General features: G+C 68.6%; 28 protein-coding genes. 12 read left to right on the plus strand and 16 right to left on the minus strand.

Annotated features, from left to right (window positions below):
• The 3 genes from ACK59X_RS11800 to ACK59X_RS11810 all read left to right on the plus strand — a co-directional run.
• On the plus strand, positions 1-944 hold a 944-nt coding region (locus ACK59X_RS11800), incomplete at its 5' end, for a Bug family tripartite tricarboxylate transporter substrate binding protein (protein ID WP_409957509.1).
• A gap of 127 nt (positions 945-1071) precedes the next feature.
• Entirely contained in the window at positions 1072-2157 is a 1086-nt protein-coding gene (locus ACK59X_RS11805; protein ID WP_409957510.1) for a porin, read from the plus strand.
• Positions 2158-2246: 89 nt separating this feature from the next.
• Positions 2247-2801, plus strand: coding sequence for a hypothetical protein (locus ACK59X_RS11810; protein ID WP_409957511.1), 555 nt, complete (start codon positions 2247-2249; stop codon positions 2799-2801).
• Between the two features lie 71 nt (positions 2802-2872).
• Here the strand turns inward: ACK59X_RS11810 and ACK59X_RS11815 are convergent, their stop codons facing one another.
• Positions 2873-3370, minus strand: a complete 498-nt coding sequence (locus ACK59X_RS11815; protein WP_409957512.1) for an O-acetyl-ADP-ribose deacetylase — start codon at positions 3368-3370, stop codon at positions 2873-2875.
• Between the two features lie 156 nt (positions 3371-3526).
• Between ACK59X_RS11815 and ACK59X_RS11820 the strand changes: the two genes are divergently transcribed.
• Entirely contained in the window at positions 3527-4105 is a 579-nt protein-coding gene (locus ACK59X_RS11820; protein WP_409957513.1) for an RNA 2'-phosphotransferase, read from the plus strand.
• A complete protein-coding gene (locus ACK59X_RS11825) occupies positions 4102-4710 on the plus strand; it encodes a DUF4291 domain-containing protein (protein ID WP_409957514.1) in 609 nt (202 codons plus the stop codon). Before ACK59X_RS11820 ends, ACK59X_RS11825 begins: the two co-directional genes overlap by 4 nt.
• A gap of 15 nt (positions 4711-4725) precedes the next feature.
• Here ACK59X_RS11825 and phnX read toward each other — a convergent pair whose 3' ends face one another.
• The 6 genes from phnX to ACK59X_RS11855 are packed head-to-tail and all read right to left on the minus strand — an operon-like array spanning position 4726 to position 11379.
• Complete coding sequence (gene phnX, locus ACK59X_RS11830) at positions 4726-5586, minus strand: phosphonoacetaldehyde hydrolase (RefSeq protein WP_409957515.1); 861 nt, start codon at positions 5584-5586, stop codon at positions 4726-4728.
• A 28-nt stretch (positions 5587-5614) separates the two neighbouring features.
• On the minus strand, positions 5615-6751 hold the full coding sequence (locus ACK59X_RS11835) for a TIGR03364 family FAD-dependent oxidoreductase (RefSeq protein WP_409957516.1): 1137 nt from the start codon (positions 6749-6751) through the stop codon (positions 5615-5617).
• Positions 6748-7446, minus strand: a complete 699-nt coding sequence (locus ACK59X_RS11840; RefSeq protein WP_409957517.1) for an HAD family hydrolase — start codon at positions 7444-7446, stop codon at positions 6748-6750. Before ACK59X_RS11840 ends, ACK59X_RS11835 begins: the two co-directional genes overlap by 4 nt.
• 2 nt (positions 7447-7448) lie before the next feature.
• A complete protein-coding gene (locus ACK59X_RS11845; RefSeq protein WP_409957518.1) occupies positions 7449-9164 on the minus strand; it encodes a putative 2-aminoethylphosphonate ABC transporter permease subunit in 1716 nt (571 codons plus the stop codon).
• Positions 9161-10345: a putative 2-aminoethylphosphonate ABC transporter ATP-binding protein gene (locus ACK59X_RS11850; RefSeq protein ID WP_409957519.1), complete on the minus strand. Its 1185-nt coding sequence runs from the start codon at positions 10343-10345 to the stop codon at positions 9161-9163. Before ACK59X_RS11850 ends, ACK59X_RS11845 begins: the two co-directional genes overlap by 4 nt.
• A complete protein-coding gene (locus ACK59X_RS11855; RefSeq protein WP_409957520.1) occupies positions 10345-11379 on the minus strand; it encodes a putative 2-aminoethylphosphonate ABC transporter substrate-binding protein in 1035 nt (344 codons plus the stop codon). The genes ACK59X_RS11850 and ACK59X_RS11855 overlap by 1 nt, the downstream gene beginning before the upstream one ends.
• A 157-nt stretch (positions 11380-11536) precedes the next feature.
• Here ACK59X_RS11855 and ACK59X_RS11860 point away from each other — a divergent pair, with 157 nt between their 5' ends.
• Genes ACK59X_RS11860 through ACK59X_RS11870 form a run of 3 tightly spaced genes read left to right on the plus strand, consistent with a single transcriptional unit; the run spans position 11537 to position 13727 of the window.
• Positions 11537-12283 carry a phosphonate utilization associated transcriptional regulator gene (locus ACK59X_RS11860; RefSeq protein WP_409957521.1) on the plus strand — a complete coding sequence of 249 codons (747 nt, stop codon included), beginning with the start codon at positions 11537-11539 and terminating at the stop codon, positions 12281-12283.
• Between the two features lie 20 nt (positions 12284-12303).
• Positions 12304-12864 carry a phosphonate degradation HD-domain oxygenase gene (locus ACK59X_RS11865; RefSeq protein ID WP_409957522.1) on the plus strand — a complete coding sequence of 187 codons (561 nt, stop codon included), beginning with the start codon at positions 12304-12306 and terminating at the stop codon, positions 12862-12864.
• Positions 12861-13727, plus strand: a complete 867-nt coding sequence (locus tag ACK59X_RS11870) for an EamA family transporter (protein WP_409957523.1) — start codon at positions 12861-12863, stop codon at positions 13725-13727. The genes ACK59X_RS11865 and ACK59X_RS11870 overlap by 4 nt, the downstream gene beginning before the upstream one ends.
• Here ACK59X_RS11870 and ACK59X_RS11875 read toward each other — a convergent pair.
• A complete protein-coding gene (locus ACK59X_RS11875) occupies positions 13705-14088 on the minus strand; it encodes a hypothetical protein (protein WP_409957524.1) in 384 nt (127 codons plus the stop codon). The genes ACK59X_RS11870 and ACK59X_RS11875 overlap by 23 nt on opposite strands.
• Before the next feature lie 148 nt (positions 14089-14236).
• Here ACK59X_RS11875 and ACK59X_RS11880 point away from each other — a divergent pair, with 148 nt between their 5' ends.
• Positions 14237-15067, plus strand: a complete 831-nt coding sequence (locus ACK59X_RS11880; RefSeq protein ID WP_409957525.1) for a lectin — start codon at positions 14237-14239, stop codon at positions 15065-15067.
• Positions 15068-15223: 156 nt separating this feature from the next.
• Positions 15224-15736: an EF-hand domain-containing protein gene (locus ACK59X_RS11885; protein ID WP_409957526.1), complete on the plus strand. Its 513-nt coding sequence runs from the start codon at positions 15224-15226 to the stop codon at positions 15734-15736.
• Positions 15737-15835: 99 nt separating this feature from the next.
• Here ACK59X_RS11885 and ACK59X_RS11890 read toward each other — a convergent pair whose 3' ends face one another.
• From ACK59X_RS11890 to ACK59X_RS11905, 4 genes are all read right to left on the minus strand, one after another.
• The gene (locus ACK59X_RS11890) at positions 15836-16345 is read right to left on the minus strand and encodes a hypothetical protein (RefSeq protein ID WP_409957527.1); all 510 of its coding nucleotides are present in this window, start codon (positions 16343-16345) and stop codon (positions 15836-15838) included.
• A 15-nt stretch (positions 16346-16360) separates the two neighbouring features.
• Positions 16361-16966, minus strand: a complete 606-nt coding sequence (locus ACK59X_RS11895; RefSeq protein WP_409957528.1) for a hypothetical protein — start codon at positions 16964-16966, stop codon at positions 16361-16363.
• A 70-nt stretch (positions 16967-17036) separates the two neighbouring features.
• A complete protein-coding gene (locus ACK59X_RS11900; RefSeq protein WP_409957529.1) occupies positions 17037-17606 on the minus strand; it encodes a S8 family serine peptidase in 570 nt (189 codons plus the stop codon).
• Positions 17607-17691: 85 nt separating this feature from the next.
• On the minus strand, positions 17692-19509 hold the full coding sequence (locus ACK59X_RS11905; RefSeq protein ID WP_409957530.1) for a S8 family serine peptidase: 1818 nt from the start codon (positions 19507-19509) through the stop codon (positions 17692-17694).
• Positions 19510-19879: 370 nt separating this feature from the next.
• On the opposite strand from ACK59X_RS11905, the gene ACK59X_RS11910 reads away from it, so the two are divergent.
• Positions 19880-20080: a PaaI family thioesterase gene (locus ACK59X_RS11910; RefSeq protein WP_409957531.1), complete on the plus strand. Its 201-nt coding sequence runs from the start codon at positions 19880-19882 to the stop codon at positions 20078-20080.
• Between the two features lie 175 nt (positions 20081-20255).
• Here the strand turns inward: ACK59X_RS11910 and ACK59X_RS11915 are convergent, their stop codons facing one another.
• Positions 20256-20783, minus strand: coding sequence for a MarR family winged helix-turn-helix transcriptional regulator (locus ACK59X_RS11915; RefSeq protein ID WP_409957532.1), 528 nt, complete (start codon positions 20781-20783; stop codon positions 20256-20258).
• Positions 20784-20838: 55 nt separating this feature from the next.
• Positions 20839-21153: a hypothetical protein gene (locus ACK59X_RS11920; protein WP_409957533.1), complete on the minus strand. Its 315-nt coding sequence runs from the start codon at positions 21151-21153 to the stop codon at positions 20839-20841.
• 6 nt (positions 21154-21159) lie between these two features.
• Between ACK59X_RS11920 and ACK59X_RS11925 the strand changes: the two genes are divergently transcribed.
• The gene (locus ACK59X_RS11925; RefSeq protein ID WP_409957534.1) at positions 21160-21852 is read left to right on the plus strand and encodes a glutathione S-transferase family protein; all 693 of its coding nucleotides are present in this window, start codon (positions 21160-21162) and stop codon (positions 21850-21852) included.
• A gap of 190 nt (positions 21853-22042) precedes the next feature.
• On the opposite strand, the gene ACK59X_RS11930 is transcribed toward ACK59X_RS11925, so the two are convergent.
• Both ACK59X_RS11930 and ACK59X_RS11935 read right to left on the minus strand, forming a co-directional pair.
• Entirely contained in the window at positions 22043-22369 is a 327-nt protein-coding gene (locus ACK59X_RS11930; protein WP_409957535.1) for a hypothetical protein, read from the minus strand.
• A gap of 51 nt (positions 22370-22420) precedes the next feature.
• Entirely contained in the window at positions 22421-23026 is a 606-nt protein-coding gene (locus ACK59X_RS11935) for a hypothetical protein (protein ID WP_409957536.1), read from the minus strand.
• Positions 23027-23088: the final 62 nt, after the last annotated feature.

Raw genomic sequence — 23088 nt, forward strand, 5'->3', positions numbered from 1 at the left:
GCGCCGCCTTGGCCAGCGCCTGCTGGGCCAGCGGCGCCGCAGCCTCCACCTACCCGGACCGGCCGGTGCGCCTGGTCGTGCCCTTCGCCTCGGGCGGCACGGTGGACATCGTGGCCCGCATCCTGGCCGAACGGCTGGCGCGCACCCTGGGCCAGCAGGTCATCGTGGAGAACAAGCCGGGCGCGGGCGGCACGCTGGGCGCGGATTTCGTGGCCAAGGCACCGCCGGACGGCCACACCCTGCTGCTGGCGGCATCGTCGCACCAGTCGTTCCACCCTCTGCTGTACAAGCGCCTTCCGTACGACGCCAACAAGGCCTTCGCGCAGGTGGCGCTGTTCGCCACGGTGCCCAATGTGCTGGTGGTATCCAACAAGATGCCGGCGCGCAGCGTGAAGGAGCTGATCACCCAGGCCCAGGCGGGCAAGCGCTTCTTCATGGGCTCGTCGGGCACGGGCGGCGTGAACCACCTGATCGGCGAGATGTTCGAACTGCGCAACCAGGTGGAGTTCGAGCATGTGCCCTACAAGGGCGCCGGCCCCGCCAACAACGACCTGCTGGGCGGGCAGATCGACCTGATGTTCGTGAACCTGTCCACCGTGCTGCCGCACATCCAGGGCGGCAAGCTCAGGGCCCTGGCCATTGCCGGGGCGGAGCGTTCGCCGTCGCTGCCGAACGTGCCGACCATGGCCGAGGCGGGCGTGCCCGATTTCGTGGTGGATTCCTGGTCGGGCGTGCTGGCCCCTGCCGCAACCCCCAAGGCCATCGTGGACAAGCTGTCGGCCGAGATCACCCGCATTGCCCGCGACAAGGCCACGGCCGACCTGCTGGCCGTGCAGGGCGCCGTGCCCCGGCCCGGCACCAGCGAGGAGTACGCCGCCCTGGTGCGCCTGGAGACCCAGCGCTGGGCCGAAGTGATCCGCAAGGCCAACGTCAGCATGGACTGAGCAAAGTCCTCGTCCCTTCCCCCAAACAAGCTTTCCGCTCGGCGCGCTGCGCCGCCCTCGCCGACCTTCCGCAAGCAGGTCCGGCTGGCGCAGCCCTGCCCCCTTCCCCATCCACCCAGACACCACCATGAAGATGAAACACGCAATGACCCCGCTGGCACTGCTGGCCACCTGCGGCCTGGCGGCCGCCCAGTCCTCCGTCACCCTGTTCGGCATTGCCGACGCCACCGTGCAGGTCGGCTCGGGCAGCACCGCCAACCGCACGCAGCTGGGCTCGGGCGGCAACTCCTCGTCGCGCATCGGGGTGCGCGGCACGGAGGACCTGGGCGGCGGGCTGTCGGCCGGCTTCTGGCTGGAGGCCGGGCTGACGCTGGACAGCGGCACTTTCGGCACCACCAATACCAGTAACCAGACCGCCGGGACCAGTGGCGGTGGTGGCCTGGTGTTCGGGCGCCGCTCCACCGTGAGCCTTTTAGGCACCTGGGGTGAGCTGCGCCTGGGGCGCGATTACTCCGTGCAGTACTACAACCGTTTCGAGTTCGACCCGTTCGGCAACAACGGCGTGGGTTCGTCGCAGACCAATGTGGGATCGCTGGGCGGGCCGGTGTCCTCGCGCGCTTCCAATGCCCTCATGTACTTTCTGCCGCCCGGGCTGGGCGGCTGGTATGGCGAGCTGCAGCACTACCGCGGCGAGAACCCGGGCAACGCGGGCGCCATAGCAGACGATGGAACCGGCAGCGGCGCGCGCCTGGGTTATCGCGCAGGGGCGCTGAACCTGTCGGCCGCCCATGCGCGCACCCGCTATGCACGCACCGCGACCACGGGGGACATCACCTCCAGCAACCTGGGCGCACGCTACGACGCCGGCCCCTTCACCGCCATGGGGGGCATCTACCGCGACCGGGTGGCGACGCTCACGGGCACGGTGGGCCGCGGCGTGCAACTGGGCGGCATCTACCGCGTGGGCACGGGGGAGGTGAAGGTGCAATGGTCCCAGTACCAAGCCACCCAGGCCGCAGGCGGCGGCAGCGAACCCGAGACGAAGAAGCTCTCGCTGGGCTACGTGCACCACCTCTCCAAAAGGACCGCGCTGTACGCCACCTATGCACGCGTGCGCAACAGCGGCGGCGCCACCACGGCGCTCAACGGGGCGGCCACTGCTGCCAACCAGGCTTCATCGGGCCTGGACCTGGGGGTGCGGCACAGCTTCTGAGCAGGGTGCGCAGCCGGGCCAGCCTGGCCGCAGGGAGTGGAAGGCGGCACAATGCGGCAGCACCGACCGCATTGCGCCCCCTCCAACCCATGGCCCGTACCCCTACCCTATCCCTGGCAAGGCAGCTGCTGCCTGCAGCCGCCGCCGCGCTGGCCCTGTCCGCCGGCACCGCCTTTGCCACCAACGTGCCCCCGGACATCCTGGAGCTGCGCACCCGCTGCGTCACCGGCACGGCCGGCATCGACCTGGTGTTCGAGCTGCGCAACCGAAGCGAGCGCACGGTCTGGGTGTCGGCCGACACGGCACCGTGGACGCCCGCTTCGCGCAGCCTGCGCATCACGGCAGAACGCCAGGGCACGAATGCGCAGCGGCTCCATGGGCCTGCCGCAGCGACGGCCCCAAGCCCATCGGGTTCGGTCAGGGTGCCGCCCTCGGGCAGCGCCGATGGCGTGGTCCCGCTGTCGCGCGCCTTTGCTGAACTGTCACAGGCAGCGCAGCAGGCGCCCGTGCGCATCCACTGGAGCTGGCAGGGCCTGGTTAGCGATTCGGGCCTGGCCGGGGCCTGGGGGCCTACCGCGCGGTTCGAGGGAGAGGCGACGGTGCAGGGTGGCGGGTGCTCGCAGGTGAGCGCCCGGCGCCTGTAGGCCGCCAGGGGCCTGCGCGCCGAAGTGCGGCAAGGTACTTGAGCGGCCCCGAAAAGATCGCAAACACGTTCTCAGCGCAACAGCGCCTCGTACAGCGCCAGGTCGGCCGCAGAGAAGCAGCAGAAGGTGATGTCCAACGGCATATCGCCCGCGGCATCGCGGCAGGCCTGCACCGCGATCTGCGCGGCCGCCTGCGCGGGGTAGCCATAGGCGCCCGTGCTGATGCAGGGGAAGGCGATGGACTGCACGCCGTGCTGCAGCGCCAGGGCGATGGATTCGCGGTAGCACGCTGCCAGCAGATCGGCCTCGTTGCGGTTGCCGCCGTACCAGACCGGGCCCACGGTATGGACCACGTACCGGGCTGGCAGGCGAAAGCCCGGCGTGGCCTTGGCCTGGCCCACCTTGCAGCCATTGAGCGAACGGCAGGCTTGCAGCAGCTCGGGCCCCGCCGCACGGTGGATGGCGCCGTCCACCCCGCCACCGCCCAGCAAAGAGGTGTTGGCGGCATTGACGATGGCGTCCACCTGCAGCCGGGTGATGTCGCCCTGGATGGCCTTGAACCTTGCCATGGTGATGCCCTTCGAAAAATCCGTTGACTTAGTTTATCTGTTGAACTTATGATAGTTTCACAACAGTACTAAGTCAAGCGGCATGCTGTTGCAAACGGTGAATGGCGCCATGCCGGGCACCGTACATGACAACAACAAGAAGAAAGGAAACCGTCCATGAACAACAACAACGATCAGAGCAAACGCATCGTGTCCACCAGCAAGTTCCTGAGCCTGGTGCTGCGCCACGAGCCCGGCCGCATCGGCATCAGCCTGGGCGAAGGCGGCTGGGTGCCGGTGGCCGAGCTGCTGGCCGCCTGCGAGCGTGCAGGCAAACGCATCAGCCCTGCCCTGCTCGGCGAGGTGGTGGCCAGCAACGACAAGCAGCGCTTTGCCTTCAGCGACGACGGGCTGCGCATCCGCGCCAACCAAGGGCACTCGGTGCAGGTGGACCTGGGCCTGGTGCCGCAGGTGCCACCGGATCGCCTGTACCACGGCACGGCCTCGCGCTTTCTCGCATCCATACTGAAGCAAGGCCTGCTGCGCGGCAGTCGCCACCATGTGCACCTGACCGAGAGGCAGGATGTCGCGGTGTCCGTGGGTACAAGGCATGGGCTGCCCGTGGTGCTGGTGGTGGACGCCCTGCGCATGCAGCAGGAAGGTCATGTGTTCTATCGCTCGGAGAATGGCGTGTGGCTGACGGACCAGGTGGGTGCGCAATACCTCACCCGGCTGCAGCAGGAGGGCACAGCATGAAGCTGACAATCGAGTTGCACAGCCTTCAGGACGCCGGGTGGCCCGTATCGGGTGAGCACATCCTTGCCCACTTCGATGACGAGAGCATCGTCGTCTACCAGGCGTACCGGCCCGAGACGGCGCTGTATGCGTTGCAGCATGGCCATTTCGGCGGCCCCACCTACAGCTTCAACCGCATGAGCTGGATCAAGCCCAACTTCCTGTGGATGATGTACCGCTGCGGTTGGGCCACCAAGCCCGGGCAGGAGATGGTGGTGGGCTTGCGCATCCGGCGTGCGTTCTTCGACCGCATATTGGCCAACGCCGTGGCATCCACCTGGCAGCCGGCGCAGTACGCCAGCCGCGAGGACTGGAAGGCCGCAGTGGAGGCATCGGACGTGCGCCTGCAGTGGGACCCCGACCACGACCCGCTGGGCGCGCCGCTGGAGCGCCGGGCCGTGCAACTGGGCCTGCGCGGCCAGACGCTCAAGGCGTTTGCCACCAGCGAATTGCTCGAAGTGATCGACATGACGCCCTTTGTGCATGCGCAGCGCCCGCTGGCCATGGCGCGTGATGCCCGCCTGCTCATGCCGCGTGAGCAGGTCTATTCGCCCCAGGCTTGTTGACCCAGGGCGGGAGGCTCAGGCCCCCGCCCTGCCCGGCTGCTCCCCGCGCGCCAGCCGCGCGGCAATCGCATCGAGCACGGGCGGCAACTCAGCCACCGAGTCGATGACGTAGTGCGCGCCGGCAGCGCGCAGCTTCGCCTCGGCCGCCGCGCGGCGCTCGGCCTGCTCGGCCGGGCCGAGCGCCTGCCATTCGGCCAGGGGCAGGCCCATGGCGTTGCCGCTGACGGCCAAGCCAATGGCCCAGGTGCCTGCGGCCAGGCCCTCCTGCACGCCGACCTCGGTGTCGTCGACCTTGACCACGGTGGCGGGCCAGCAGATGCCCAGGTCGGCAAAGCACTGCCACATCATCAGCGGGGTGGGCCGGCCGGTGGCCTGGTCGCCGGCGCAGACCAGGTTGTCGGGCACATAGCCGCCCCGGGCGGCGATGGCGCTGACGACTTCCATGATGGGGCGGTTGTAGCCGGTGGTGGAGCCGACCTTGAGGCCGCGTGCGCGCACGGCGGCCACGGCGCCGAGCGCGCCGGGGATGAAGTCGCAGAAGTCGGGCACCACGGCGGCGTTGAGCGGCGTGAACACTTCGTACAGTTCATCCACGTCGGCGTCGGTCAACGCACGGCCGTACTTGGCCTGCCACTGCGCGGCGACCTCGGGCAGCCGGCCCAGGGCCTGGATGTGGTCCCACTTGGCCATGCCCATGGGGCCACGCGCCTGGGCGATGCTGATGGTGATGCCGAACTGCTCGAACAGGCGCACGAAGGCGCCCATGGGCGCGCAGGAACCGAAGTCGAGGATGGTGCCGGCCCAGTCGAAGACGACGGCGCTCAATTGATCGCGCGCGGACGATACGGCGGGGACGGACGGGGTGGTGTTGCTCATGGTTCTGTTGTGATGGATGGGGGGCGCGTCACCAGGCGGCGAAAACGTCTTCTGCAATGCCAAAGGCGGTGCTGGCGCCGGTGCCACTGGTGACCAGCACCACGCGGGTGGCGTCGTCGGGGGCGTCGATCAGGCAGTCGGTGCTGGCCGACGAGGGGTAGGTGCCGACCCAGCGCGCGGTGACGGTGGCCTCCCGCAGGCGCAGGGTTTCGCGCAGGTGGCGCAGGATGAGCGCGTCCACGCGCTCGCTGGCAAAGGGCTCGGGCGCGGCGCCGTAGTGGTGCGAATCGCCCACCACCAGCGAACCATCAGCGCTCTGCACCACGATGAGGTGGATGCCGTGGTCCAGCGATTCGCCCTCTTCGCGGCGAATCTGCGTGAGCAGCGGCGCGGCCTCGGGCAGGCGGCTGTAGCCGTGGTAGCGCACCAGGCTCAGGTCGGCCATCACGGAGCCGGGGAGCTTGAAACCGGGCTCGGGCATTACGCGCAGCATCTGCAGCTGGCACAGGCGCAGGTCGTGTGGCGCCAGGCGCTCGGCGAACAGGCCATGCAGCTCGGTATTGGTACACACGGCCACGCGCTCGGCATGCAGCACGGCGCGCGACGTGCGCACGCGCGGTGTGGCCACTTCGAGCACGGCTTCGCCGAAGCGGAACTGCACGCCATGGGCTTCGGCCAGCCAGCGCGCCAGCAGGCCAATGGCGGTGCGCGATTCCACGCGCATCTCGTGCGGGCTGTAGAGCACGGACTGGGCGCCATCGAGCTGCAGCGCGGGCGCGCGGCGTGCGGCTTCGGCCGTGTCCAGCAGCTCGCAGCCCTCGGCCATCTCCGTGCGCATGAAGGCTTCGAGCACGGAGTGCGCCAGCGGGCGGAAGGCGCTGAGGTACAGGCCGTGGTGCACGGCGGCTATGCCGGCCTGCGGGGCGACAGTGCCCCACACCTCGCGCGCACGCTTGGCGCGGCGCCAGGTGTCGCCCGCGCCCTGGCCGGTGACGGTGATGAAGCCGAAGTTGCGGATCGATGCGCCCACGCAGGCGGCATCGCGCTCCACCACGCAGACCTTGAGACCGCGCTGTGCCGCGGTGTAGGCATGGGCCAGGCCGACGATGCCGGCGCCGACCACGATGAGGTCGAAATGGGGTTCAGAAGGGTTGCTTGTCGTCATGTTGTCTCGGTGGCAAGAAAATTGCGCGCCAGCCGCAGCACGGGCCAGGCGCGTGCCTGGGCCTCGGCCAGCAGGCGCGGGTCGGGGTCGACCACCACAGGGTGGCCCGCGGCCTGCAGCAGGGGCAGGTCATTGATGGAATCGCTGTAGAAGCTGGCGCTGGCCAGCGCGGCATCGGCATCGTCGTGGCGCGCGACCAGCCACTCACGCAGGCGGATCACCTTGCCTTCGCGCATGTTCAGCGTGCCCTCCGTCCAACCGGCGAAGCGGCCATCGGGCAGCAGCGCGAGTTCGGTGGCGATCAGGTGCGCAAAGCCCAGCGCCTGCGCGCTGGGTTCGGCCAGGATGCGGCTCGATGCGGTGCTCAGCACCAGCACATCGCCCGCATCGCGGTGGCGCTGCACCAGGGCGTGCGCGGCCTCGGGGATGCGCGGGGCGATCACATGGCGGAACCACCCGTCCAGCAGCGGCTGCCATTGCTGCGGCGTGCGGCCCGCGAACAGCGCGGCGTAGAAGCTGCAGAACTCATGGGGCGCCACGGTGCCGGCGTGGTAGCGCCGGTCCATGTCGGCATTGCGCTCGGCCATGGCGGCATCGAGCAGGCCCTGCTCGCGCAACCAGGCCAGCCACAGCACCTCGCTGTCGCCGGTGAGCAGGGTGTTGTCGAGGTCGAAGATGGCAAGGCGGTGTGTCATCGTCATCTTGCCGGAGCGCGCCAGGCCTGCGTGCGCTTGTCGACGAGCTTGCCCAGGCCCAGGTACGCCAGCGTGACCACGGCCGAGGTGGCGGCGATGAGCACGGCCATGGCGGCGGCAGGGCCGGTGTCGCCGGCTTCGTCGAGGTTGAGGATGGCCAGCGAGGCCAGGCGCGTGTCGGGCGAGTACAGGAACACCACGGCCGAGATGGTGGTCATGGCGTTGATGAAGAAGTAGCGCGACACATCGAGCAGCACGGGCAGGCAGATCGGCAGGGTCACACGCCAGAAGGTCTTGTACTGCGGCACCTTGAGCGAGGCCGAGACGGCGTCGAACTCCGCGTCGATGGACTTGAGCGCGGTGACCATGGTGATATGGCCCGTGGTGTAGAAGTGCACCACGGTGCACAGCACCATGAGCGGCAGGGTCTGGTACAACCCATTGAGCGGGTTGCCCGGCGCGTTGAAGAAGAAGATGTACCCGAGGCCCAGCACCAGGCCCGGCACGGCCATGGGCAGCGTGGCCAGCAGGCGCACCACGGGGCGCAGCGCGTCCATGCCGCGCGTCTTCTCCAGCAGGTAGGCCCCCACGAAGACCACCACGGTGCCCACCACGGCGGTGCCGGCGGCGAGCTTCAGGCTGTTGAACAGCGCGGTGGACACGCCCGCATCCACCAGGCCTGCGACATAGTGGTTGAGGCTGGGCGCCAGGTTGTAGGGCCAGAACTTGGCGAAGGAGGCGAACACCGCCATGCCGAACATGGCCAGCACCAGCGCCGCGATGGCCAGGCAGTACAGCAGCATCAGCGTGTCGAAGCCGCGCCGGCGCCGGGGCACCAGGGCCACGGCACGCGCAGTGAGCGTGGCGGTCTGCTTGCGCTGCACCAGCGCATCAACGCCAAAGGTCAGCACCGCGGGCAGCAGCAGCAACAGGGCCACCACGGCACCGCGCTGAAAATCCTGTTGGCCGATGACGAGCTTGAACACGTCGGTGGCCAGCACGTTGAAATTGCCACCCACCACCTTGGGGATGCCGAAGTCGGTGATGACCAGGGTGAAACAGACCAGCGCGGCCGAGATCAGCCCGTACTTGGCGCCTGGCAGCGTGATGGTGAAGAACTTGCGCACCATGCCCGTGCCCATGGCGTCGGCGGCCTCGTACAGCCGCGCATCGGCCAGCGACAGCGCCGTGACCAGGATCATAAGCTCATGCGGAAAGGTGGCGAAGCTCTGCGCCAGCTCAATGCCCGGCGCGCCGTAGATGCCGGTGAAGCCCAACCCCTGCCAGAAGTCCTTGGCAATGCCCTGGTTGCCGAACCAGTAGATCATGGAGATGGCCGACAGCAGCGAGGGCGCCAGCAGCGGCAGCAGCATGGTGGTGCGCAGCAGGCCTTTGCCCGGCATGCAGCTGCGCGTGAGCGCGTAGGCAAAGGTGAAGGCCAGCGGCACCACGATGGCCGTGACCAGCAGCGACACCCAGACGCTGTTCCACAGGCTGCCCAGCAGTGCGGGAGAAGCCAGGTAGGCGGTGAATGCCGAGAGGCCGGCGTTGGCCCCATTGCCCTGCAGCGACTGCGACAGAATGGCCACCAGCGGCGCCAGCAGGCCCAGGCAGAGCAGCAGCACCACGGCCAAGAGGCCCGCGTGGGCGATGCGGTCGCTCCAGTGCAGGCGCTGGCGCAGCGGGGGCGCGGCCACGGGCAGAACCATGGCGTTCATGCGCCCTCCCCTGCGCCCTGGGCCGCGAACACGCGCAGCCGGTCCATGCGCAGCGCAAAGCGCAGTGTCGCGCCTTCGCGCACGCCGAATTCGTCCATCTGGTTGAGCGAGTACTGCAGCTGCAGCGGCTGGCCGGGCAGGCCATCGACATCGACTTCGGCCAGGCAGTTGCCGCCCAGGAACTCGATGCGCAGCACGCGGCCCATGCACAGGCCCGGGGTTTCGTCGGCCAGCGCGCCGACCACGCGGTCCTCGGGCCTGAGGAACAGCTCCACCGGCCGGCCGGCCCGGAAATCGGCGCCCGCGCCAGGCGCGCACTGCAGGCGCTTGTTGCCGCAGCGAAACCAGTGGTCGCCTTCGGCCACGGCCTGTAGCCGGTTGACCTTGCCGATGAACTGCGCCACGAAGGGCGAGGCCGGCTCACGGTAGACCTGCGCGGGCGTGCCCACCTGCTCGATCACACCGTGGTTCATGACCACGATGCGGTCGGCCACGGACAGGGCCTCCTCCTGGTCGTGCGTGACCATCACCGTGGTCACGCCCAGCTCGCGCTGCAGCGCGCGGATCTCGTTGCGCAGGCGCACGCGCACGATGGCGTCGAGCGCCGAGAGCGGCTCGTCCAGCAGCAGCAGCCCCGGCGATGTGGCCAGTGCCCGCGCCAGCGCCACGCGCTGCTGCTGGCCACCGGACATCTGCGCCGGGTACTTGGTGCCGCTGCCGGGCAGGCCCACCAGCGCCAGCAGCTCATCCACGCGCGCAGCGATCTGCGCGCGCGGCTGGCGCCGGTTGACCAGGCCGTAGGCGACGTTGTCGGCAATGCTGAGGTTGGGGAACAGCGCGTAGGACTGGAACACAATGCCGTAGTCGCGCTGCGCGGGCGGCAGCACGGAAATGTCGCGCCCGGACTGCAGGATGCGGCCGGCGGTCTGCGTCTCCAGCCCGGCGATGGTGCGCAGCAGCGTGGTCTTGCCGCAGCCCGAGGGGCCCAGGAAGCACACGAACTCGCCGCGCGCAATCGCCAGGTCGATGCTTTGCAGTGCGGTGAAGCCGCCATAGCGCTTGTGCACGCCCTGCAGTTCCAGGTAGGTGCCGCTGTCAGGGGTGGTGGTGGTGTGCATGGTCGCCTTTGCCGGCAGCGGCTCGCCGCCGCGGCCCTCCATGGCCTCTCGGGGGGCAAACATCACTTCTTCGCTTCGCTCTTGGTGTCGTAGCGGCGCGTCCATTCGGCCAGCACGCGCTCGCGGCTGGTGGCCGACTGCTCGAAGTCCATCTTGATCAGGCGCGCCTCGTAGTCGGCCGGGATGTGGGCCAGCTTGGGCGCCACGCCGGGCTGCGCGGTGATGGCGAAGTTCTTGCCGTACAGGACCATGGCGTCCTTGGACGAGGCCCAGTCGGCCAGCTTCTTGGCGGCGTCGAGCTTCTTGGTGCCCTTGTAGACGGCAAAGCCCTCTAGGTCCCAGCCCAGGCCTTCCTTGGGGAACACCAGTTCGATCGGCGCGCCCTTGGCCTTGTTTGTGTAGCCACGGTACTCGAAGGAGATGCCGGCCACGAACTCGCCGGCCGCCGCCATGTTGCAGGGCTTGGAGCCCGAGTGCGTGTACTGGGCGATGTTCTCGTGCAGCGCGTCCATGTACTTCCAGCCGCCGCCCTTGCCGTTGTCATCGCCCCACAGCTGCAGCCATGCCGCCACGTCGAAATAGCCGGTGCCCGACGAAGCCGGGTTGGGCATCACTACCTGGCCTTTGAACTCGGGCTTGAGCAGGTCCTTCCAGGTGGTGGGCAGGGCAATGTTCTTCTTCTTGGCCTCGACGGTGTTGAAGCACACCACGGCGCCGAACACGTCCATGCCCCACCAGGCGGGCACCTTCTTCTTGTCGCGGTACTGGGGCATCAGCGCGTCGAGGTTCAGAGGCGCATAGGGCTCGAGCATGCCGCTCTTGTCGAACAGGGCCAGGCTGGAGGCGGCCACGCCCCAGATCGCGTCGGCCTGGGGGTTGGCCTTTTCGGCGAGCAGCTTGGCGGTGATGACGCCGGTGGAGTCGCGCACCCACTTGATGGAGATGTCGGGGTGCACCTTGTTGAAGGCCTCCTGGTAGGCCTTGAGCTGGTCCGTCTCGAGCGCGGTGTAGACCACGAGTTCGGTCTTTTGCGCATGGGCGGCAGCGGCAACAACCAGCCCGAGGGCTGCGGCGATGAGGTGTTTTGCAATTTGCATGGAAGAACTCCGGGTCAGAAAAACGGCGAATATGCCGACGCGACAAGTCATCTTCATGACACATTGCTGATGCAAAATGCAGGCCAACCCGGTTGATTGTCTATTGCATATCGCAGATTGTAGACAATCTGCACTCTGCAACGTACCATTGCATCCCATGGCGACACCCTCCTCCAGCACCCGCACCACCATTGCACAGCTTCAGGGCAATTCGCTGCCCAAGCTGGTGCAAAACGAGATCGAACGCATGATTCTGGACGGCGCCCTGCTGCCCGGCGCCAAGCTCACCGAGGCCACGCTGGCCGACCAGTTGGGCGTATCGCGCGGGCCGGTGCGCGAGGCGTTTCGCCTGCTCGAAGAGGCGGGCCTGGTACGCACCGAGAAGAACCGCGGCGTGTTCGTGCGCGCCGTGCCGATCGAGGAGGCGCTGGAGATCTTCGAGGTGCGTGCCGTGATGGACCTGTACGTGGGCCGCAAGCTCGCGCAGACGGCCACCGCCACCGAGGTGCGCGAGCTGCGCCAGTTGGTCGATGCCATGGATCAGGCCGTCAAGGGCGGCAACGCGCAGGACTACCACCGCTTCAACCTGCAGTTCCACGACCGGCTGCTGGAGCTGGCGGGCAATGCCAAGCTGGTGGCCACCTACCGCAAGCTGGTCAACGAGCTGTCGCTGTTCCGCCGCCAGAACCTCACCGAGGAATCCATGGCCGTGTACTCGCGCGAGCACAAGGCCATCGTCAAGGCCCTTGCCGCGGGCGATGCCGAGGCCGCCGGCCAGGCCATGCACGACCATGTGATGAACAGCCGCGAGCGCACACGCCTGAACTACGAGGCCCGGCACGGCAATCCGCAGTTGGCTGCAGCCGCCGCCACCCCAGGTACCCGGCGCACCGTCGCGGCCTGACCCCATACGAGGAGCACGCCATGGCACTGACACTGGACGATATCGGCAAACTGTTCGCCCGCAAGGGCGGTGCGCAGTACAGCGGCGAGCCGGTCACGCAGCTTGAGCATGCACTGCAGTGCGCGCACCTGGCCGAGCAGTCCGGTGCCGACGACGAGCTGGTCACCGCCGCGCTGCTGCACGACCTGGGCCACCTGCTCAATGAGCAGGGCGAGTCGCCCACGCTGCGCGGCATCGACGACCTGCACCAGTTCTACGCCCTGCCCTTTCTGCGCGGCCTGTTTTCGGACCGGGTGCTGGACGCGATCCGCTGGCACGTGGATGCCAAGCGCTACCTGTGCGCCGTGCAGCCGCACTACCTGGCGGCGTTGTCCGAGGACTCCCGGCGCAGCCTGCAGTTGCAGGGCGGCGTGTTCACGCCCGAGCAGGCGCAGGAGTTCCTGAGCAGCCCCCACGCCCATGAGGCGGTGCGCGTGCGCCTGTGGGACGACCTGGCCAAGCAGACCGACTTCACCACCCCGCCCATGGCCCACTACCTGGCACGCGCACGCCGCTGCATGCTGGAAAGCACTCCCGCGTGACGCTGGCCGCGCCCGTGGTGGCGGCCGTGCTGTTCGGCGCGCTGCTGCACGCCAGCTGGAATGCGCTCATCAAGTCGGCCGCAGACAAGGAGCTCGACACCGCGCTGATCCACAGCCTGGGGGTCTTCATCGCCGCACCGCTGCTGCTGGCCACGGGGCTGCCGGCGGCCGCGGCCTGGCCGTACATCGCCGCCTCCAGCGTGATCCACATCGGCTACTACCTGGCGCTGGCGGGTGCCTACCGCCATGGCGACCTGGGCCTCACTTACCCCGTGATGCGCGGCTGCGCACCGCTGCTGGTGGCGCTGGGCAGCCACCAGTTGCTGGGCGAATCGCTGTCGCTCCTGGCCTGGGCCGGCGTGGCGGGCATCTGCGCGGGTGTGCTGCTGCTGGGGCTGTCGCGCGCCAGCGCGGCGCCGCAAGGGCAGCGCGGCCGGGCGCTGCGCTTCGCACTCGTGAATGCGCTCATTATCGCGGCCTACACCGTGATCGACGGCCTGGGCGTGCGCGCCGCAGGCGACGCGGGCGCCTATGTGGCGGCGCTGTTCCTGTTCGACGGCATTCCCTACCTGCTGGTGGTGCTGTACCAGCGCGGGCCGCGGGGGCGCCGCGCCGCACTGGCCTACATGGCCGGGCGCTGGCGCATTGCCAGCCTGGGCACGCTGGCCTCTTTGGGCAGCTATGCCATCGCCCTGTGGGCCATGACGCGCGCACCCGTGGCCGTGGTGGCAGCGCTGCGCGAGACCTCGGTGCTGTTCGCCGCACTGCTGGGCACGCTGTGGCTGCGCGAGCCGTTTGGCGCGGGCAAGGCCATGGGGGTATGCACCATCGTCGCCGGCATCATGGCGCTGCGGTTCGGCTAGCCAGGAGCAAGGACCCCACGGCCAGCAACGCCACCCACGACAGGTGCTTGCCCCGTGTGAAGTACAGGGGAAACACGGCGGACACCAGCGCGGTGACGCCGATGGCCAGCAACAGGTGATCCCGTGACAACGGTCCGTTGCCCAGCGACAGCACCACATAGGCCAGGCCCCACCACACAACCGTGAGGAGGTGCCACACGAAGCGCAGCGTGCCTGCGGTGAAGGCGGTGCTGCCCAGCAGCCGGGGCAGAACCTCCTCGCGCCTGAACAGGCGCATGAGCAGATAGCGCTCGCCCAGCACGGAATGGGCAAGCCCGGTCAACCAGATCAGGGCGGCGGCAGTTACAAGCATGGCGGACATCTCGATCTCGCAGGAAGCGCGGTGGATCATAGTTGCTTACGAAATCAGCCCCTGGCTTGAACCGAAGCGACATGCCACGCGCACATAATGCCGGCTAAGAGATGGATTGCATACCGTCGCGACCATTGCAACTAGGAGGAACGAGACCATGACCCAACACCCGACCCGCATGCGGCGCAAGGCCTGGCTGCTGTGCGTGCCGCTGATGCTTGCCCAGACGCACCCGGCGGTGCAGGCACAGCAGCCACCGGACCAGATCGTGGAGCTGCGCTCCAATGGCGGCTACACCTCGGCCCGCCTGGCGGACGACGTGACCCAGGTGGACCTGGCCGAGCAGGTGCAGGGCGCCTGCCGCTTCAACCGCAGCTGGGGCTATGACCTCACCAACCGCGAGCTGTGGACCAACGATGGCTGCGGCGGGCGTTTTCGCATCACGCGCAGCTATGCGCAGGGCGGCGGCAACAACAACAGCTCCAACAACGCCGGCGCCGCCGTGGCGGCCGTGGCAGCGATTGCCGGCATTGCGCTGCTGGCCAACCAGCACAACCGCGACGACGACCGCAGGCCCGGCTACCCGGACTATGGCAATGGCGGCGGTGGTGGCCGGGGCGGCGAGATCCGCGTGGACGGCCGCCTGTGCCTGGACGTGAGCAAGGGCAACTTCCGCCCCGGCAATGCGCTGCAGGTGTATGAATGCAACGGCACGGATTCGCAGCGCTTTCGCGTGGGCCGCGGCGGCGAGATCCGCGTGCGCGATTTCTGCCTGGACGTGGAGCGCGGCGACCCGCGCGACGGCGCCCGCGTGGTGCTGTGGTCCTGCTCGGGCTCGCGCAGCCAGCAATGGACGACGCGCGGCGGCCAGATCGTGAGCCAGCTCAATGGCAAGTGCCTGGACGTGGTGGACGGCCGCTTGCGGCCGGGCAACCCGACCATGGTGTATCAGTGCAACCGCAGCCCCAGCCAGCGCTGGTGGTTCTGAGAGCATGTGAAAAATCTCTTCTGGCGTCGTTGCTGCGTCTTGTCGTACTACCCGTACTGCCTGCGACGCAGCGCCTAGCCAGAACCGCTTCGCTGAGATTTTTCACACGCTCCAAAGCACATTGATGATTCTGGAACACAGCCCAAAGGACCACCCATGACACAGATGAGCCGAGCCATCCCCCTGCTCTGCGCCGCCGCCTGCGGCCTGGCGCTGGCGATGCCCGCCACCGCGCAGACGACCGCCAGCACGCCGGGCGCCGCCCCGCCTGCCAAGCCCGCCCCCGGTGCCCAGCAGCAACGCCCGGCCGGCAAGCGCTCGCTGGACGAGCGGCTGCAGGCCATCTGCGCTGCCGCCGACCGGGACCACGACGGCAATGTCTCGCTCGACGAGTTCCACCAGGACATCGTGCAGAGCTGGCACAGCCTGGGCCCGGACGCCAGCGGCCACGTGGTGCTGGCCGAACTGGCCCAGGTGCCCGGCATGGGCAAGGGCCGCACCAGGCGCCTGGCCGCCGCCGACAAGGACGGCGACGGCAAGCTGTCGTTCAAGGAGGTCGTGGAAACCCGCATGGCCTACTTCGACGCGGCCGATGCGGACAGCAACGACCTGCTGTCGGTGCCGGAGTGCGTGGCTTACGAGAAGCAGCGGCGCAAGAGCAAGCAGTAGACAGCCAAGGCCGCAGCGCCAGTGAACGGCGGGGCCTCAGGGTCCCGTTTTTCATGGCGAAACTCGCATGGCTCTGCCGCCAGATGAAAGCAACGCCCGTCACCCCCGCCCCGCGATCTCCGCCAACACCCATATCCCCCCCGGCCCGGACAACAAAGCGCAGCCCGCAAATGCCATGTAGCCCCATGGCACCGGACGCGGAGACCTCCATGCCCAAAACAGGCCTACCGCGAATGTCGCTGCAGCCAGGACAGCCGCACCGGCCCATAGCGAACCCGCTCCCATGCCGAGCAAGCCGCCCCACACCATGCCGGTCAGGCACAGCCCCAGCGCCGCGAAAGGCCTTGAGATGCGTTCCCCTCGGGGGCGCTCCCCGGCAACGGCAGCCGAAGAAACCGCAGCAGGTGTGGCGCCTGCAAAAGCATCGCCATGCCACAGCATTCCGATACTGAGTGCCAAAAGCACCATCCAAAGGCCCATGCCCCCGGTGAACCAGGAAATTTGCTGGGCAAGCACCACGGCAGCCAGCAAACCAGCGGCCAAGCAGACCACCAGGCGCCAATGGCACAAGGCAACCAACGCGGAGAAAAGGCCGACCAGCAGGTCCATGATCCAATACGTCTTTCAGGTGGTGGCCGTTGGCTTCAATAGGCTCCGCACCAGCGTCACCGCATCCCCGGCACTGTGCCAGAACGCTTCATCCCGCACCGGCACGCCCCAGGCCTGCAGATAGTCCAGCACCGCCTCGCGCTGCAGCCGGTCGCGCACCCGCCGGGCGGTGTAGGCATGGACCGCTTCAAAAGGGAGTGGCGCCCCCTCCTGGTAGAAGTCCCAGCGCGGCGAGTCCTGCATCGCGCGCACGGCGCGCTGCATGCGGTTGTCGGCATAGGTGATGAACTCGTTGATGGGCTCCTCGGCCGCCTGCGTGGTGCTGCGCACGGCCACGCCATCGTGGCCAAAGCGCTTGCAAGCGTACTCGAGCACGAAATAATCACCCGAACCGACGCTGGGCATGACGGCCGTGAGCCCCGGGCTGCAGGCAGGCGACCACAGCAGCAGCGGCAAGCCGCCAGGAGCCCTGCCATAGGGCTGCGCAGGAAATGCCAGCGCCGTTACCTCGGCCCGCGACGCCACCAGGGGTGGCAGGCTGGCGAACTGATCGATCAGCTCAGCCAGCGGCGCGCGCACCACGGACAGGTTGAAGAACGGGCGCTCGAGTACGTGGGTCATGGAAGGGCGGCGCGCGCGGCTTGCGCAAGGCCAGCGCGCGCCGCACCCTGGCACCAGCAAGCGCCGCCGATCACCGCGCCGCGGTCTGCTTCCACCAGTTGGGCGTGGCGGCCAGCACCTCGCCGCCCGCCTGGAGGCGGTTGGCCAGCTCCAGCGCGGCGCTGCCGGGGGCAGTGGCAATGAGGTACCAGTTGTCCGTGGTGCCCAGGCGCTGGGCCACCGTGAGTCCCTTGGCCTGCGCCCAGGCACGCACCTGGGCGTCGCTCCAGTCGGGCTTGAACTTCACGACCACGCCGCCGGGCAGGGCCATGAGCCGCCCTGCGGGGGATGTGCCTTCGCGGTAGACGGGGGAGACGTGCGTGTCGGCCGACCGGGCCATGGGCGCGGATGCAGGCTGCAAATGCACCAGGGGCGCGGGGCTGTTGCTGCCACTTGCTGCGATGCTGCGGGACTGCACACCGCCGGCCTCGGGGATGGGGGTGATGATGGCCACCTGGCTGGTGTCCAGCGTGATGGTGCGCTGGGCGCTGCCGTCGAAGTAATGGGCGGTGGTGGCGGCCAGGGCGCCCGTGGCGATGGCGCTGGCGGCCAGCGCCGCTGCGGCAAGGCGCAAGGGAGAGATGATGGTGATGCGCTTCATGGTGTGAGGCCTCGGCAGGTATGCGGTGGAATGGGGTGGCGTGCGTGCGGGCAGGTGTGCGGCGCTGTTGTTGTTGTTCAGCCCATCAGTAGCCATAGGCCTTGATGCTCCAGGCCGAGACGCTGCCGGTCTCGCCCGTGCGGCCATCGCGCACGGACAGGGTCCAGTTGCCGTCGGCGGCCTCGCCCATCAGGCGCACGATGCCGAAGGTGAAGCCCGATTCCAGCGCAGTGCCGCAGGTGACGGCGCCGCCCGCGGTGTCCTTGCAGTCATGCACCACCGACACGGTGCTGCGTGTGCCCGCGGGGCTGGTGAGCGTGATCTCCAGGTCGCCGACGTTGGTGTGGTTGGAGGTGATGGACAGGTCCACGAACTCCAGCTTGCCGATGCCGCTGCCCTGCAGCGTGAGGCTGCTGGTGGCTGCGGTGCCGTTGTCGGCAATGGCCAGCGGGCTGCCCAGCGTGGCGGCCTGCGTGGCGGTCTTCTGCGCGGGCAGCGGGGCCCAGCCGGGAGCGGCACGCACGGGGGCCAGCGCGTCGATGGCGCCGTAACCATACTCGTGGTTCACGTGCAGGCCGCCGCCGTTGGTCACCCAGCCGGCGTTGGCGGGGTCGGTCTTGCGCGCGGTGCGGGCGAAAATGGCGCGCACGTCGCGCCAGGTGAGTGCGGGGTTGGCCTCCAGCAGCAGCGCGGCCACACCGGCCGCCTGGGGTGTGGCGGCCGAGGTGCCGTTCATGCAGCGCGTGTAATTGGGGCTGCCGGTGATGTCCTCGGGCTTGTTGCCGTCGTTGTAGCCGGGCGCACCCGACACGTCGGTGGTGGTGGTGGTCTGCGTGCCGCAGAACTCCCCGCCATAGGCCGTGACCAGCACGTTGGAGCCGGGCTCGGAGTAGGAGGAGCGCTGGCCCTGGTCGTTGAGCGCACCGATGGCCAGCACGCCCTGGAAGTTGGCCTGGCCGTCGTAGTCCGAGCGGTCCTCGGGCGCGCCGTTGCCGGCCGCCCAGGTGTAGATGGCGACCTTGCCGCCGCGGCCGGTGGTGATGCCGGTGCGGATGGCGTCGCGCCACAGCTCGTCGGCCGGCGCCAGAAGGCCGTTGCTGTCGGCCGCGCCGTAGCTGTTGGTGTAGATGTGGTTGCTGGCCAGGTCCCTGTTCACGGCATCGGCGCCAAAGGCGCCGGTGGTGGCCGACAGCAGGTTGTAGCCCACCAGGCGCGCGTTGAAGGCCACGCCCGTCACGCCCAGGTTGTTGTTGCCGATGGCCGCAGCCAGGCCACCGCAGCTGGTGCCGTGCGAGCTGGTGGAGGACGAGGGGTCGCCATAGGCATTGGTGCGGTAGTCCCAGCTCTTGCCGGCCACCACGCGCAGGTCTTCGTGGAAGATATCGAGGCCGTCGTCGACCACCGCGATCTGCACGCCCGTGCCGGTGGAAAGCTGCCAGGCCTTGCCCACGTTGAGGTCCTCGCCAGCCAGGGCGGCGGGGCCGCCGGCGCCGCTCTGGCCGGTATTGCGCAGGTGCCACTGGCGGCTGAACAGGGGGTCGTTGGGTACCAGGGCTGCCAGCGGCGCGGCGCCCGCCACGCTGACCAGGCCGCCCAGGGTCACGACCACGTCGTAGAAGGTCTGGCCGCCCACCGTGAGCGATGCGATGGTGATCTGCCCGTTGGAGGGGTTGAAGCTGTCGTAGGTGCGGTTGGGCCCCGTGGCGCTGAAGCCCACCACACCGGCGATGTTGATGACGACATTCTCGTAGCGATTGTCCCCCACCACCAGGCTGCCGATGCGCAGCTCGGTGGGGCGGTCTGGCGACCAGGTGGTGGCCGCCCCGGCGAGGCCGCAGGCAGCGGCCCACAAGGCACAGGCGAGCGCCAGGCGCGCAGGCCTGGGAATGGATCGTGAACGCATGGAAACACCCCTTTTTTGGATTTTGGACTCATGGCGGCGGCGCCCGAATTGCGTTGGCCGCAGCGCGATTATCGAAACCGCCCCCGCTTTGCGCCAGCGAAATATGGCTGAGCGGTCATCCGCCCCACGGCATGGGGCCCCGCGCGGCATGCCTTGCGTGCGCACATCTTCAAGTCAATAATATTGACCGAAGCCAGCCAGCCTGCGACCCACACCGCCTCCGGCCCCACCGGCCTGCAGATCCTGCAAGCCATGCAGGCCGGCCGCATCCCGCCCTCGGGCATTGCCACCACCATGCCGATGCGGCTGACCACGGTGGAGCGCGGCCACCTGCCTGGATGGCGCGGCCGCGCTGGCCCTGCTCTCGGCCTTGGGCCAGGGTGCGCAGTATTCGACCGTGGACCTGAACGTGAAGTACGTGCGGCCCCTGGCCGAGGGCGCGGCCTACACCGCCATAGGCCGGCTGGTGGAGCAGACGCGCAGCCTGGGCATCTGCAGTGCGGAGATCCGCGGGGCGGATGGCAAGCTGCATGCCATGGCATCGGCCACGCTGATGATCAAGGCGGGTTGACCTGAAGTGCTCAGAGGCTGAGCGTTTTTTGGCGGCCGTGTCCGAATGGCGCGTCAAAACGCAATGGATCTAGGCGCAAAGCACAGCCATAGCTCGGGCTATGGCGAGCATTTGTAACGACGAGCCGGGGTGTTTTGGCGTGCAAGGCGGGCACGGATGAAAGACTATCAGCCTCTCAGGCCATGCGCGCCAAGGCAGTCATCACCTCGGTCCACGCCGCCTGCCCGCTGGCGGGCACGCTGCGCATCGCGGCTTCCATCGCCTCGCGTTCATGGCGCGATGCAGTCGCCTCCACCTCGCGGCCGCGCTCGGTGAGCGACAGGCGCTTGGTGCGATGCTGCACCGGGTCGCGCTGCGCAACGAGGTAGCCCTCGTCCTGCAGGAACTTGAGCGGCCGGTGCAGCGCCTGCTTGCTCACGCCCAGGAGCTCGACGAGCTGCCCGACCGAGATACCCTCGGCCCGCGCCACCGCGTACAGCAGCCGGTGGTGCACGCGCGAGAGGCCCTTCCCGGCCAGGAATTCATCGGCCTTGACCACCAGCCCGCGGAAGGCGAAGTGCATGAGCAGCAGCGCCCCATCCAGCGGCTGCAGTGGGCGCATGCCGGCATTGGCGGCGCGCGGCAGGTCGAAGGCGGGGTGGTCGGCGGGCGGGAGGACGGCGTGCGGGTCGGCCGCGGCACGGGGGTTGGACTGGCGGGGCATGTGCGCAGTCTACCGACGGGCCGCAACTGCGGGAATGGCTCAAGGACAGAAGACGTCAGCCCAGCACATCGGCACTGCGGCCCCGCAGCCGCTGGACGATGAAGTACAAGCCATGGGCCGCCATGCAAAGCCAGCACGAGACCATGAGGCGCAGCACGAAAACGGCGTGAAAGCCGCCCCAGCCCGGGAAGTCCACGCGCAGATTCATTTCACTCGCCGCCCAGTGCACCAGAGCCTGCGCCAGCGGAAACATGATCAAGGCGGCGACGGCGGTGTGTTTGAGAAAGCTTTTCACTGCATGGCGACGGTGATTGACGGCAATACCGCCCCAGGCGGTACGATGCCCATCCGCCTTCAAACCCAGGAGCACCCCCGCATGAGCCAGCCCGCCCCGGCCCCCTCGCAAGCCCCGCTGCCCGTGCTCTACGGCCACCCCTTCTCGTCGTACACGCAGAAGGTGCTGATCGCGCTGTACGAAAACGCCACGCCTTTCGAGTTTCGCGTGCTGGGGCCCGATGCGCCGCAGCATGCGGCACAGTGGCAGGCCAAGTGGCCGCTGCGCCAGTTTCCGCTGCTGGTGGATGGGGCGCGCGATGTGGTGGAGACCAGCATCATCATCGAATACCTGCAGATCAAGTATCCGGGCCCCGTGCGGCTGATCCCAAGCGACCCGGTGGAGGCGCTGGACGTGCGCTTCATGGACCGCTTTTTCGACCTGCATGTGATGAACGCCATGCAGCTGGCGGTGAACGGCGCGCTCACGGGCGATGCAATCAAGCGCAAGGATGGCATGGCCCTGGCCGTGGAAAAGCTCGACCGCGCCTACGCCTGGCTCGAAGGCCGGTTGGCCGGCAGCACCTGGGCCTGCGGCGAGCATTTCACCTTGGCCGACTGCGCAGCGGCGCCCTCGCTGTTCTATGCGGACTGGACGCACCCGATTCCCGAAACCTGCCCAGTGCTGCGAGCCTACCGTGCGCGGCTGCTGGCGCGCCCTTCATTCGCGCGTGCGGTGGAAGAGGCGCGGTACTTCCGGCCGCATTTTCCGCTGGGCGCGCCGGACCGCGATTGACCCGGCTCTTGCCTGGTGACGCTGCGCAGCAGCCGCCGCACCGACAAGGCCCCTGTCCAATGGGGCAATGGCTGGCCCACCCTGACAACCGAGCCGCTTAGGGGGTTCGGCACAGAGGTGATGGCCGCGATCCAGGCACCGGGCCTGAGCGTCTACGGGCTGCTTGCGGGCCGCGCTCGGAGAACAGGCGTCAGCGCCCCCGCCCCAGCCACAGCGCCATAGGCAGCGCCAGCAACTCGGCCACAAAGCCCACCGGCGCCCAGAAGGTCTGCCAGCCCAGGATGCGGATGTCGCGCAGCCCCAAGGACCGCGCCGTTTCTGCAGGCGCATACACCAGCAGTACCGCTGCCAGGGAAATGCCGAACACCACCAGCAGGCTGGCCGCCCGCCAGGGGCGCAGGCCCATGCGGGCCCCGAAGCGGGCATGCACGGCATACAGCACCAGCAGGCCCAGCGCCAGCGCGGGCGCCAGCAGCCACAGGCCCAGGGCGATGAGTTCGGTGGGGTGGATGATCATGCGGCAGCCCGCACACGGGCTTGCCGCCGGCACACCGAGGGTGCACGGCGGCTAGAACGCATCCTTGTACATCTCGGTCGCCAGCTCCAGTGCCAGCGCCTTGCCGCCCACGGCGCTGAGCACGTTGACCATGTCCTCCGAAGTGTCGGTGTAGAACCAGTCGATGGTGAAGCGCAGGGAGCGGCCCAGTTGCTGCTCGCCCGCCACCATGGGGGGCTGGCCCAGGGTGCGCAGCTGCATGTTCTCGCCCAGGCGCGACTGCTCGCGCACCCACCACGAGAGGAACTCGGCCGCACGCAGACCGGCCTCGTTGCGCTGGATGCGGAATTCCAGCGACAGCAGCACTTCGTTCGCCAGCGCGCCATTGGAGCGGCGCAGTGCGGCGATCGGCAGGTCGGCATGCGGGCCGTTGGGCAGCGACAGGTCGGCCAGCGCCACGTCGGGCAGGTAGCTGTTGTCCAGCTGTGCCTGGGTCACGCCCGGTATGGCCGTCAGCGCGGCGATCAGGCGTACCACCTCCGCCGGGGCGTCGTGGTCCTGCCCTGCGGGCCCCCCATCGTCGGCGAGGTGCGCGGGTTGCGTGGTTTCCGCGTACCCGCTCAGATCCGCAGGTTGGGTGGTTTCAACAAGGTCGTGGGGGTCGATGGGCTCGGTCATCGCAAAGTCTGCTGGGTAAGGAAAAAGTACAGGGCGTATTGTCTTGTCAACCCGGTTGGCGG

This window comes from Acidovorax sp. (assembly GCF_046339755.1).
Taxonomy (GTDB): Bacteria; Pseudomonadota; Gammaproteobacteria; order Burkholderiales; family Burkholderiaceae_C; genus Acidovorax.